The sequence below is a fragment of the Prochlorococcus sp. G4PB16 genome (assembly GCF_059772465.1).
Window position 1 is genome coordinate 837,003 of the sequence record NZ_CM186289.1, and the last position, 13,127, is coordinate 850,129.

At 30.3% G+C, this 13,127-nt stretch carries 9 protein-coding genes; 3 read left to right on the top strand and 6 right to left on the bottom strand.

Annotated features, from left to right (window positions below; genetic code table 11):
• Positions 1-679: 679 nt before the first annotated feature.
• Both AC6EIZ_RS05095 and AC6EIZ_RS05100 read left to right on the top strand, forming a co-directional pair.
• Positions 680-3,061, top strand: a complete 2,382-nt coding sequence (locus AC6EIZ_RS05095) for a tetratricopeptide repeat protein (protein ID WP_498512917.1) — start codon at positions 680-682, stop codon at positions 3,059-3,061.
• Between the two features lie 75 nt (positions 3,062-3,136).
• Positions 3,137-4,084 (top strand): NAD-dependent epimerase/dehydratase family protein, encoded by a 948-nt coding sequence (locus tag AC6EIZ_RS05100; RefSeq protein WP_498512918.1) that lies wholly within the window; start codon positions 3,137-3,139, stop codon positions 4,082-4,084.
• A 42-nt stretch (positions 4,085-4,126) separates the two neighbouring features.
• On the opposite strand, the gene AC6EIZ_RS05105 is transcribed toward AC6EIZ_RS05100, so the two are convergent.
• Genes AC6EIZ_RS05105 through AC6EIZ_RS05115 form a run of 3 tightly spaced genes read right to left on the bottom strand, consistent with a single transcriptional unit; the run spans position 4,127 to position 6,947 of the window.
• Positions 4,127-5,089 (bottom strand): NAD-dependent epimerase/dehydratase family protein, encoded by a 963-nt coding sequence (locus tag AC6EIZ_RS05105; RefSeq protein ID WP_498512920.1) that lies wholly within the window; start codon positions 5,087-5,089, stop codon positions 4,127-4,129.
• Positions 5,086-6,099, bottom strand: a complete 1,014-nt coding sequence (locus AC6EIZ_RS05110; RefSeq protein ID WP_498512922.1) for a hydroxymethylglutaryl-CoA lyase-like TIM-barrel protein — start codon at positions 6,097-6,099, stop codon at positions 5,086-5,088. Before AC6EIZ_RS05110 ends, AC6EIZ_RS05105 begins: the two co-directional genes overlap by 4 nt.
• Positions 6,096-6,947, bottom strand: coding sequence for an acetaldehyde dehydrogenase (acetylating) (locus tag AC6EIZ_RS05115; RefSeq protein WP_498512924.1), 852 nt, complete (start codon positions 6,945-6,947; stop codon positions 6,096-6,098). Before AC6EIZ_RS05115 ends, AC6EIZ_RS05110 begins: the two co-directional genes overlap by 4 nt.
• Positions 6,948-7,194: 247 nt before the next feature.
• On the opposite strand from AC6EIZ_RS05115, the gene AC6EIZ_RS05120 reads away from it, so the two are divergent.
• On the top strand, positions 7,195-9,039 hold the full coding sequence (locus tag AC6EIZ_RS05120; protein WP_498512926.1) for a thiamine pyrophosphate-binding protein: 1,845 nt from the start codon (positions 7,195-7,197) through the stop codon (positions 9,037-9,039).
• 160 nt (positions 9,040-9,199) lie between these two features.
• Here the strand turns inward: AC6EIZ_RS05120 and rfbB are convergent, their stop codons facing one another.
• The 3 genes from rfbB to AC6EIZ_RS05135 all read right to left on the bottom strand — a co-directional run bounded on the left by rfbB (position 9,200) and on the right by AC6EIZ_RS05135 (position 12,526).
• A complete protein-coding gene (rfbB, locus tag AC6EIZ_RS05125; protein ID WP_498512928.1) occupies positions 9,200-10,234 on the bottom strand; it encodes a dTDP-glucose 4,6-dehydratase in 1,035 nt (344 codons plus the stop codon).
• A 47-nt stretch (positions 10,235-10,281) separates the two neighbouring features.
• Positions 10,282-11,184, bottom strand: coding sequence for a glucose-1-phosphate thymidylyltransferase RfbA (gene rfbA, locus AC6EIZ_RS05130; RefSeq protein ID WP_498512929.1), 903 nt, complete (start codon positions 11,182-11,184; stop codon positions 10,282-10,284).
• A 115-nt stretch (positions 11,185-11,299) separates the two neighbouring features.
• Complete coding sequence (locus AC6EIZ_RS05135) at positions 11,300-12,526, bottom strand: DegT/DnrJ/EryC1/StrS family aminotransferase (RefSeq protein WP_498512930.1); 1,227 nt, start codon at positions 12,524-12,526, stop codon at positions 11,300-11,302.
• Between the last annotated feature and the right edge of the window lie 601 nt (positions 12,527-13,127).

Sequence of the window (13,127 nt, forward strand, 5' to 3'; positions counted from 1 at the left end):
GAAGTGACTACTCCCTTATCAACTTTTTCTTGCATCCATTTCTGCATATCTGAATTTTAAAAATAACCAAATCTTCACTGGTTAATATGCATTTAGGGAATACATATGCATAGATTTTATTGTATATATTTAATCTACTTGTTCCTCCTTGCTGTATAACATTAAGTAAAAAACAGCATTTGATGATAATTTTTGAATCCCTTGTTGAAAATTTATGAGTATTTTTTTCACTATTTGCAGATAATTTTAATTAAAATTAGCGATTAAGATATAATCAAAAAAGAGGTAAGAATCAATATCAAGTAGTGGATTTATTACCTGCTTTCTGTTAATGCCATTTCATAATTGCGTAATATTGTGCTCATTATTCTTTTATTAGCTTCTAGCATCCAATTCATTTTAATACTTCTATCGGTTTTCAGGGGCTTATCCCATGCATATTCTCTATAATCTAAGTTATGGCTTCAAATCATTAACATGAATATGATTCAATAAATATCAAGCAACATAAAAATTAAACTTCACTACCTAAAACGCCCTTATTTTCAATAGATTTATAGTAATCACTTCTCTTTAAAAGAGATTATCTACGGCCTATTTAATGAGCGCAATATATTTTCATAAAGTTCGTGAGAAGGATAGTATTATCAAAAAAGGAAAGAACCTGAAAGTTTAAAAAATGAAAGGTTTTGGAGAGCAGAAACAATCAAAAAAGAAAAGCGACAAGAATACCAAGCCCTCTATAGAACAAATAATAAATCAAGCCTTTAGGTTTCATGCACAAGGAAATATTTCAGCAGCAGCAAAAAATTATCAATATCTAATAAAGAACGGTTATAAAGATCATAGGGTTTTTTCTAATTATGGAATTATATTAAAAGGCCTGGGAAAATTAAAGGAAGCTGAGTTATATCAACGCAAAGCGATTCAACTTAAACCTGATTCCCCTGAGGCTCATTCCAATCTTGGAAACATATTAAAAGGGCTAGGCAAATTAAAGGAAGCTGAATTATATCAACGCAAAGCTATTCAACTTAAACCTGATTTCCCAGAGGCTCATTCCAATCTTGGAAACATATTGAAAGAGCTAGGCAATTTAAAAGAAGCAGAATTATATCAGCGTAAAGCAATTCAACTTAAACCTAATTACTCAGAAGCATATTATAATCTGGGAATTATTGTGAGTAATCTTGGTAATTTAAAAGAAGCTGAATTATATCAACGCAAAGCAATTGAAATAAATCCAAATTATTCTAAAGCTCATTCTAATCTAGGAATCATATTGAAAGACTTAGGCAATTTAAAAGAAGCTGAGTTATGTCAACGCAAAGCTATTCAACTTAAACCTGATTTCCCAGAGGCCCATTCTAATCTAGGAGTTATATTGAAAGAGCTAGGCAATTTAAAAGAAGCTGAATTATATCAACGCAAAGCTATTCAACTTAAACCTGATTTCCTAGAGGCCCATTCTAATCTAGGAGTTATATTGAAAGATCTAGGCAATTTAAAAGAAGCTGAATTATATCAACGCAAAGCTATTGAACTCAATCCTGATTTCTCAGAAGCTCATTCAAATCTAGGAGTCATTTTGAAAGACCTCGGAAAATTAAAAGAAGCTGAATTATTACAAAGAAAGGCTATTGAACTCAATCCTAATTTCTCGGAAGCATATTATAATCTGGGAATAATATTGAGTGATTTAGGTAAATTAAAAGAAGCAAAGAAAGCATACGAAAGCTCCTATGAAATAGATTCTAAACAAATTCACATTATTTCAAATATTATTTATATTTTATCTAAACTTTGCATGTGGGATGAAATAGAAAAGTATTCACCTTATTTAAATAAAATAGGGATAGAGGGTAAGGCTGTAGCACCCCTATCATTAATGTACATAGAAGATAATCCATTAAATCATTTAAAACGTGCCATTAAATTTTCTCAAGAGAATAGAAGTAAAGAACTGCCAGAAATAAATTGCCCGAAAAAAAATAAAATTAAAATAGGTTACTTCTCCTCCGATTTCAAAGATCATTCAATAACACATTTACTAATAAGGACATTAGAATTACATGATAAATCTAAATTTGAAATATATGCTTATAGTCTATCTGAAATTAAAGATGCTTACACAATAAGAGTAAAAGAAGCTGTTTCTATTTTTAAAGACGTGAGTAATCTATCAGAAATTGAAATAGTCAAAGTCGTAAGAAATGATCAAATAGATATAGCTATAGATCTTAATGGTTATACAAAATCAAGTAGAAGTTCTATTTTCTTTCATAAAGTTGCTCCTATTCAAATAAACTATCTTGGTTATCCTGGATCTATGGGCTCTAAATCCTATGATTACATTCTTGCCGATAAAGTATTAATTCCTGAAGAAAATAAGAAATTTTATATTGAGAAGGTCTTATATCATCCCAATTGTCACCTCCCTTTTGACGATAAGAAATTCATATCGGAGAAGAAATTCCAAAGAGAAGAATTAGGTCTTCCCTTAAAGGGGTTCGTTTTCACTTGCTTCAATGGGATTTATAAGATTAATAAAAAAGAATTTATTATTTGGATGAAGTTATTAAAGAAAGTAGAAGGCAGTGTTTTATGGCTAATAAAACCTCATCAAGAAGCAATAAATAATATTCATTTAGAGCTAAGAAAGAATCAGCTATCTGAAGAAAGAGTAATCTTTGCTGAAAGAGTGGGAATTGATGATCATTTTTCAAGACACTCTTGTGCTGATTTATTTTTAGATACATTCAATTATAACGCTGCAACTATGGCACAAATTGCATTATCATGTGGATTGCCAATTATCACATTATTAGGAAAGAGTTGCTCTGCAAGAATTGCAGGTAGTATTTTAAATTCATGTGATTTAAACGAATTAATAACATATAATACAACGGAATATGAGGAATTAGCATATAAACTTGCAACTAATAAAGAAAAATTTGATCAGATCAAAGAAAAGATAAGAAATAAAAGAAATTGCACATTTTTTGATTCATCTAAATACACTAAGGATTTAGAAAATATTTACATTAATCTAACTAAATAGATAACGTGTAATATCTCTAATTATATATTATAATAACTATTGAAAAATTAAGGCATAAAAACAACCTATATAGAAATGAAATCCAAAGAATCCTTAATTGTTGTTACGGGAGCTACAGGATGGGTAGGAAGAAATATCATGAATATATTACAAAAGAAAATAGCGTACAATAAATTCAACTCTAATGTAGTTGCTTTAGCTAGCAAAGAAAAGGTCATACAATCCACAGGATATAGTAAAAAGAATAGAATAGAAATTAAAGTAAAAAATTTAAGTATTTTTCCTAAATTATGTAAAGAGACTAATAAAATCCTCTTAATTCATTCAGCATTTGTGACAAGAAATTATATTAAAAGTACGAATTTGGATAAATATATTAACACTAATAAATTCATAACAAAAACAATTTCCGATGGACTTAATCTTTGCAAAGATCATAAAGTTGTTGAAATTTCATCTGGAGCAGCATCCGCATTTGATTGTTCTTATGAGAAATCCAACGATCCAAATTTAATATCAAAAGATCCTTATGCTTATTTAAAAAAAGCGGAAGAAGTGGAAATTTCTAAGTTTGGTAATTCTCTTATACTTAGAATTTATGCACTCTCTGGTGCTTATGTTAGGAATCCATCCATTTACGCCCTTGGTAGTTTCCTTTTAAAGGCAATAAAAGGAGAATCATTCAAAATTGATTCGATCAGACCTGTCTATAGAAGTTATGGCCATGCAAAAAATATTTCAGAATTAGCTTGCAGTTGGTTGCTATCCAATGATAGATCAATGAATCAAATTATAAATACAGTTAGTCATACAACAGATTTAATCTCCCTTGCAAAATTAATAACAGATCAATTTCACTTGCCAGAGGCAACTCATCAAATAGACTTCAATAAAAATCCAGATAGTTATATTTCTTCGCAAGATCAATTCATAAATTTACTAAAAAAGTATAATATTAAAGCTACATGTTTTAGAGAGCAAATTCTAGATACAGCAAATTATTTAAAATCAAATAGAGAATAAAAAACAATTTTATTTTTCAAAATTAGAATAATTAATTTATATCTATCTTGATGAATGTTTCAAGATTAGATCATCTATATTCTCTTTTAAGAGGTTGAAATTAAATTTCAATTGATCTTCTTTATTGATATCATAACCAATTAGACTCTTATATTTAATTTGATCAATATTACATTTAGAAATCACATCCATAACTAAACATGCTAAATCATTGATTTTAATCCCAATACTTGGTGGACGCAGGTAGGATACATTTTTATCGCCTTTTTTCTCGCCATAATCATTAATTATATCTCGAAGGTAATTAACTAAAACTTGTTGATGAGTCAACCATACATATGATGAACCTTTCCTAGGTATTATCCTTCCATTTGACAAACCTTGTTTTACAAATGCATTTAGGACCCAAGGACTATTATTATCATCTTCAAATCCATAAACTGCAGGTAATCTAATTATTTTTGTGAATAATGCATGCTTAAAAGCAAAAGCTGAAATGATGCTTTCTTGATGAAGACGGCTAATCATATAGGCTCGTCTATAACTATCTTCTCCTTCACAAATTTCATGTAGGCTTTTTTTACTTTCAATCAGATCACAAAGCTGTGAACTAAAATGAATTAACTTTGAATTTTTATAAATATGTATATCTGATTCAGTAATATTTTTAATTGATTGATGTTGAATTTCTATGGAATCTAATGGTCTAGATATCCAATGAATTCTACTATTAACTCCTCGTAAATTTATAATTAAATGTCTATCATCTTTTTTTATTTCATTATTATAAACCAAATTAGATATTTTAAAATTGGAGTAATTTCTATAACTTATTAATACTTTACAGTCTACACCTCTATTTTCTTTATTAAATTTAACGGCTTTATTTCCATCGCAATAAACCCAGATATTAGAAAATTTATTTATTGGTTTGTATTTTAATGAATTGACAAGTTTGTTTCCAATTCTTCCTGTACCGCCAAGTAAATGTATATGAGTATTCACGATTTCTTCTCCTTATTACTTAGTTCAGCAGCTATTGAAATAATTTGATCTTCTTGCCCTGCTACTATATCCAACTCTCCCAATCTCTTTACTAGTTCAATCTCTTCAATATTGTATTCTTCTGCTACTTCTATTATTTTTTTCTTATAGCCAGAAAATAAACCATAAAATCCTGTAGATGTTGAGAGTGAGTCTACTTGAGGAAGACTTTCTGGAAAATTAGATTCTATCAAAGTAGATAATTTAATTAACTCTTCAAATGACATACCAGTATCAATTCCATCTTTCTCTAAGATAGCTACTATTGCCTCAATAGATAAATTCCCAGCACCTGCACCATATCCTCTAGAACATACATCAACAGAAGAACATCCATTAGAAAGTGCAGATAAAGAATTTGCTAATGCTGCATGCAAATTATTATGTGTATGTATACCTAAGGGGATTTTTATAACAGATAAAACTTCAATACAAATTTTTTTTACCATGCTGGGAGTAAGAGAACCGGCTGAATCTAGAAAAACAATTCGAGAAGCACCGTAACTTTGCATTTTCTCTGCCTCTCTTGCGAGGTGATCTGGTCTAATCATGTGCGACATCATCAATAATCCCCAAACTTCACAGCCACAATTTGCAGCATATTCAATATATGTTTCTGTAGTATCAGCCTCAGAGCAATGGGAACCAACTCTTATTATTGAGACTCCTTTATTAACAATATTTTTTATATCTGAAAATTTAGCTAATCCTGGAATTACATGGGTCCCAAACTTGATATCTTTATTGCCATTAATATATTTTTCTAATGATCTAAAAATATCAGGATCTTTTAACTTTCCAATTTGTAAGCTGCTTCCTCCTAAACCATTACCATGACCAATCTCTATAAACTTCAAGCCAGATTTATGTGCTTGTTCAATATACTTAGAACAAAAACCCGAGGTAAAGGAATGATTATTTGCATGTGAACCATCTCTTAATGTCACATCATAGAAAATCGGAAGTTTCATAAATTTTTAATTACATTCAAAGCTGCGCAATTAATTATCTCTAGATTTCCTGCATACTCTGGTAAGTAATCTCCGCTTCCACTTACCTCTATCTGAGACAAAGTTTTATCTCCAATTGTTTTTAAAGTAATTATATTTTTATAACCTTTAACATATTCCCTAGTTTTATCAGACATTAATCTAATGTTATCAACTGTATCATCATAATTAATTATCTCCTTACTTTCTACAAAAACACTTGTTTTCATTGTTATGGGTGGAAGCGCAGGACTAATATTTATAATAACTTTGACATTCTTTATTCCTGTAAAATTAGTTATTGCATTTTCTGTCGCTGTAATATACTCAGAAATATTTATTCTTGTACCTACTCCTGTTGAAATAGAAGAAATAGTAGAAACAATTTCAATATAACTTAAATTGCAATTTGACGACTTCAAAGCAAAGCAAATCGGAATAGATGCCTGACCTCCGCAAGATATCATATTTATATTATCTTTTTTAAGACATTCATCAAGATTAATAGCAGGACAACAAGATATACCAAGATTCGCTGGAGTCATGTCAACAATTAAAATCTTATTCTTTTTTGCTACTTCATAATGGTATTTATGGTAAATAGAGCTTGTTGCATCAACAATAACATCTGGCTTTTGATGGTGATTAATTATCCCATCTATACTTCTATCTGTAGTGTGCACTCCCAAACCAGATGCAAAACTAAGTCCCTTTGAATTATTGTGTCTCCCACTAAAAGAAACCACTTCTATCTGTTTCTCTTTCAAGCATTTTACAAGGAGATCACAACCGATATTCCCTGTTCCAAGTATCGCAACTTTTTTACTCAAATCACTTCTCCAATGTGAATTTTAAATCTATTAAATATAGACAATAGAACTACTGCATAATCTATGTTCTAATCATACTTAACACATGATCGGGGTAGTAATTTATTACAAATATAAATCAATAATATGATATTGAAAGAATAATTAATTGTAAATAAACTTGCTGTTCAACCAAAATCATTATGTATCTTAGTCCAATAAAGCTATCATTAAATAGAATTAATTTCAATAATCCAGCAGATTAAGGATGAATGATGTTTTAGTTTCTGATTTTATCGCTGATCAGCTTGTTGCTTTTGGCGTGAAGTACGTATTTGGGATAATTGGATCTGCAAATGCATATTTATTTGACTCGATTTACAGAAATAAAAAGCTAGAACTTGTTTGTCTTCACCATGAACAAGCATGTGTGATGGCAGCTCATGGTTATTATATGCAGTCTGGAGAAATGGCAGTTGTGTTAGTGACAGCAGGTGCAGGAACAACAAATGCGCTTACAGGTGTAATGGGAGCTTGGGCTGATAGTGTCCCGATTTTGATAATTTCTGGCCAAGAATCTACTCAGCAATTCAGAAATAACAATATATGCAGAATGATAGGAATACAAGGAGTATTTACTGAATCAATTTACTCAAGTTGTACGAAAAAAGTGGTTACTTGTATGTCTGCAGTGGAGGCAATTAATGAGCTTGATATTTGCTTACATTTAGCCAAGGACGCAAGACAAGGACCCTGTCTTATTGACTTGCCCATGGATATTCAGTCAGAAAAGATGAATAATATTGATTTAAACAAAACGAGAAAAATAAGCGACAAAAAGTCTTCATTTAAAATAAATAATATCAATTCGTTGTTACTTAATAAGTTAATTGAAAAAATCAATATTTCTTCTAGACCATTATTATGGCTTGGCAATGGACTACGTTCTAGTGATAAAATTGAATTAGAAACTATTTTAAAAGATTTATCTATACCTTACTTAACTTCTTGGACAGCTAATGATATTTTTAAGCCTATAGAAGAGCTCTATGCTGGCCATGCTGGTACATATGGAAGCAGAGCAGGAAATATTATCTTACAGTCTTGTGATTTGTTGATCACAATTGGCACTCGTCTTTCTGTACCTCAAATAGGATATAGGCATGATGAAATAGCAAGAGAAGCTGATATCTTTGTTATTGAAATTGATACTCTTGAGTTGAAAAAGTTAGGTCCTAGATTCAAAAAACTAAATTCTGATTCTTTTCTAACTTTAAAAGAAATCCATAAATTAATAAAACCAAATTTTGTTATAAAAAAAGAATGGCTTACACATATAAAGGAAGTTAAGAAGTCTCTTCCTTTACTAGAGTCATGCCATTTAGATAATGATAAAAATTTTGTAAATTCATATCACTTGATTTCGGAATTAGGATCCAAAGCCAAGGAGAATACAACCTTTGTTACTGACATGGGAACAGCACTTATCAGTGGATTTCAAATATTAAAAACAAAAGATGAGCAAAAATTGTTTAGCAGTCAAGGGCTTGGTGAAATGGGTTATGGATTACCCGGAGCAATAGGAGCTTGGTTTGCTGATCAAACTAGAGATATTATCTGTTTAAATTGTGACGGAGGGTTAATGATGAATCTTCAGGAATTGCATTCAGTTATTAGTAACAATATACCAATGAAAATAATCATATTTAATAACGATGGTTATTTAATGATAAAACATACTCAAAATGCAATATTAAAAGGAAGAAGAGCAGGCACAGACAAGAGCAGTGGTTTGAGTTGTCCAGATTATAGTAAATTAGTAAAATCGCTTGGATTTACTTATTTAAGAATTAGTGAACCAAATCATATTAATAGGACAATTTCAGAATTCCTAGACAATTCTGATCCTATTGTTTTGGAAGTATTTATGCCAAAGGAACAGAAACTAGTCCCTAAATCAGCAGTTTCTATAACATCAGATGGAAGACTTACATCTTTACCATTAGAAGATCTTAGTCCTCTAATTAGTTTGTCTGAATTAAAGAAATTATTATTAGTCAACTTACATGATAATTCCTACAAGGCCAAGAGAGAGAATTATCAAATAAATTAAAAGCCAATAAGATATCTAAATTAGATAATAAAGGGGTCACAACCTAGAGATATAATTTATACTTAATATACTTGTAAGAAAATGGAGTTAATATTCAATCATGGAAACAGAATTAGGTTCAAAATGCCATGTATTTATTTAAAATTTTAATTAATAAATATTAAATAGATTTTGTACACCAATCAATATTATCCAAGTACCATTTCACGGTTGATGACATAGCATTCGAAAAACTATAATTGGGAGACCAATTCAACTCTTGTCTTATCTTATTATTATCAATAGCGTACCTTCTATCATGACCCTTACGGTCGTTTACAAAAATCTTGAATCTGTTATGAGGAGCATTTGATTTATTATGACAGTCTAATAATTGACAAATAATTTCTACAATCTCTTCATTGCTTTTTTCCTGACTTCCTCCAATACAGTATGAATCTCCTACTCTGCCATTTATAGCTATTTTTATTAAGGCATCTATATGATCTTCTACATAAATCCAATCACGAATATTTTTACCATCGCCATATATTGGAATAGGTTTTTTTGATATAGCATTCATAATAATTACAGGAATTAATTTCTCTGGTAATTGCCATGCTCCAAAGTTATTACTTGAGTTAGTTATTATTGAAGGTAATCCATATGTTAGGAACCAAGATTTAACTAAATGATCACTAGCCGCCTTTGTTGCTGAGTATGGACTACTTGGATTATATGGACTGTCCTCAGAGAAAAGGCCTTTAGGGCCCAGTGAACCAAAAACCTCATCGGTACTAATATGAATAAACCTAAAACAATCTTTTCTAGAAGATGTAAGTGATTTCCAATGATTAACTACAGACTCCAATAAATTAAATGTGCCTATTATGTTAGTTTCTAAGAATATTCGTGGACCTACGATAGATCTATCAACATGAGTTTCTGCTGCTAAATGAAAAATAATATCTGGGTCAATGTAATCAATAGCATTTTTGGTATCTTCATGATTTACCAAGTCAATATTTATTAATTGATATCTATTAAGATCTAATTCATTATTAACAACATCTAAGTTACTCGCATAGCCTAATTTATCTAAATTAAATATCTTATGAGGAGTATCTTTAAGTAATCTTCTTACTAATGTTCCTCCTATAAAACCAGAACCACCAGTAACGAGAACTCTATTTATAGGTTTCGGAAAAGTAATCATAATTCTTAGCTGATTTTCTTAAATAACATAAAATTGTAGAGAAAAGATCATCTGGGATATTTATTTTTTAATAACTTTAATAGATATTGCCCGTACCCACTAGCACTTAACTCACGGGCTAAAGTTTCTAATTGCTCATCGTTAATCCAACCTTGTCGCCATGCTACTTCTTCTGGGCAACCTATTTTCAATCCTTGCCTTTGCTCCAGAGTTCGAATATAAAAGGATGCTTCCTGAAGTGAATCAATTGTTCCCGTATCCAGCCATGCCATTCCTCTTCCCATTATCTCTACATTAAGAAGTTTATCTTTTAAATATTTTCTATTTAAATCAGTAACTTCAATTTCTCCTCGCGAGGAAATTGGTATTTCTTTTATTCTTTGAAAAACAGTATTGTCATAGAAATATATTCCTGTAATAGCATATTGACTTGATGGGAATTGTGGTTTTTCTTCAATATCAATAACATTATCAAATTTATCAAACTTTACAATACCATATTCTTTAGGATCTCTAACTGGATACGCAAAAACAGTACATCCTTTTACAATAGATTCTGCAGAGCGTACTAGATTTACAAATTCATTACCGTGAAAAATATTATCTCCAAGTGCAACAGTCACATTACATTTATCAACAAATGTTTCACCCAATGAAATTGCATGTGCTACACCCTTTGGCTTTTCCTGAATTTCATAGCTAATTGATATCCCCCATTGATTTCCATCACCTAAAAGATATTTAAATAAATTGAAATTGGTTGAATCACAAATAATTAAAATCTCCTTAATTCCGCAGAGCATTAAATTTGTGATCGGGTAATAAATCATTGGTTTATCATAAACAGGCATCAACTGTTTACTTAATGAATTAGTAAGAGGGGCTAATCTTCTACCTTTTCCACCTGCAAGTAATATTCCTTTCCGCTTCGATGAATAATGAAAATCCATTAGATATATTTAATCTGATCAGATTTTAAGGTATAGACTTATGAAATTTTTATTATTCAGCATATTAAAAATAATCTTCATAGAACTAAATCGTTAAAAGGTAAATCTCTTTTTATTAATTAGAAAATAAATATTCAGCTTCAAATACTTTATCCACTATATAATTCAGATTGTCTTGACTCTGTCTATTATGAATCCCCAGTAATATTCCAGATCTCATTATATTATCACTTACTTCAAATGTACCGTATTTATCCCACTTGAATTTCATAGCGACAGGTTGTTTCATAATATTTCCCGAAAAGATTGTCCTAGTCTGAATACCTTCTTTTTCTAAGAAGATCTGAATTTCTTTTCTTTTTGAGGCTAACTTATTTTTTAGAATCAATGGGAATGCTAACCAGCCCGTACTAACATTTTCATACGATCTTGGGACATAAAAGTTAGAAGAAAAAGAAAATTGATCACTTAGAAAATTAAAGTTTTTCGATCTTTTTAAAATATTTTCTTTTAACTTTTTGAGTTGAACTAGTGCGAAAGCTGCAGATATTTCAGAAGGTATAAAATTATACCCAATCTCATCAAATACATATTTATCATCGTAATCAAAGCCATCGATTTTCGCAGAGAATCTTCTTTCATAGTCTTCCGTTTCTCCATATAAAGATGATCGTCTTCCCCACCCTCTTAGAGAAAGTCCAAAATTATATTCCTCTAAATTGGAAAAAGAAGCCATCCCACCAAACCCCGCACCAGTAATGACATGGGATGCATAAAAACTAGTTGTTGTAATATCAGACCAATTTTCAAGTTTAGACTTATATGTATACCCAATAGTATCAGCAGAATCTTCTACAATTCTAAGATTATTCTCCTTTGCAAAGTTATATATATCATTCCAATTAGCTATATTGCCAATTAGATTAGGTACACAAATTGCTGATACATTATCTAAATCCATTTCCTTTAGTCTAGATGTATTTATTTGCAATGTTTCTTGCTCTACGTCGACAAAATAAGGTATTAATTTGCTCTGAACAATTGGTGCAATTGTAGTTGAGAAAGTCAGAGAAGGAGTTATAACTTTACTACCTTTTTTCAGTTTAAGAGATGAAAAGGCAATAAGATTAGCAGATGAGCCACTATTTACCATTAGTCCATAATTTTTATTGAATATTTTTGAAACTTTTTGCTCTAATATCTTAACTCTCTTTCCTCCCATTAAAGAAAGACGATCGTTTTTTAAAACATCTATTACCGCATCTATTTCATCCTGAGAATAATCAGCTTCAGCATAAAAAACTTTTTTAATAGAATTATTAGATTTAAATTTATTATTCACGTTATTTTATCTATTTAATTACCAAAATAATACTTATTCCTCTCAAAAAAGAAATATAAAAAGAGAAAACCATGTTTTTCATTTGTAATTATTCTTAAGTAAGCTCGAAATCAATATATCATGTCTTTTCATAAAATACTCTGAGCTCAATAACTAGCACCAGTGTTTCTTTTTTACATAAATTACTGGATTTTGATAACTCGATATTTCATTAGAGGACTCAGCTTCTAAGCCAGCCAGTTAAATTACTTGTCTTGCATACGTGGAACGCCACTTGATTGATTATTTAGCAGCCCTTTTTTCATCAGCTTGTCAAGATTGGTGAGTGGTTTTGCTCCCATTTTGTGCTGTTTAATATTTATCTCTTTAAAGTCGTTAACAATCAAGTTCATTGCTTTGGATAAAATTCAAAGGGTTTCTCCTCTGCTTACCTCATATTATTTCCTTCACTCATCTCTCTACATCTTTGAAGCTATGGACTTGAATAAGCAAGTCGGAAGGAAACCCTAGCATTAATTCCTATCGATTTCATCCAAACTACCTACTATATTTTCCAAAAAAGAGCACCTAATAGAGGCTCCTTATGAAATCTTCGTTCTAA

Excerpts from the sequence above, each read along its gene's own strand:
- AC6EIZ_RS05120 (WP_498512926.1), top strand. The coding sequence starts at position 7,195 with ATGAATGATGTTTTAGTTTCTGATTTTATCGCTGATCAGCTTGTTGCT.
- AC6EIZ_RS05100 (WP_498512918.1), top strand. The coding sequence starts at position 3,137 with ATGAAATCCAAAGAATCCTTAATTGTTGTTACGGGAGCTACAGGATGG.
- rfbA (WP_498512929.1), bottom strand. The coding sequence starts at position 11,184 with ATGGATTTTCATTATTCATCGAAGCGGAAAGGAATATTACTTGCAGGT.
- AC6EIZ_RS05095 (WP_498512917.1), top strand. The coding sequence starts at position 680 with ATGAAAGGTTTTGGAGAGCAGAAACAATCAAAAAAGAAAAGCGACAAG.
- AC6EIZ_RS05110 (WP_498512922.1), bottom strand. The coding sequence starts at position 6,099 with ATGAAACTTCCGATTTTCTATGATGTGACATTAAGAGATGGTTCACAT.
- rfbB (WP_498512928.1), bottom strand. The coding sequence starts at position 10,234 with ATGATTACTTTTCCGAAACCTATAAATAGAGTTCTCGTTACTGGTGGT.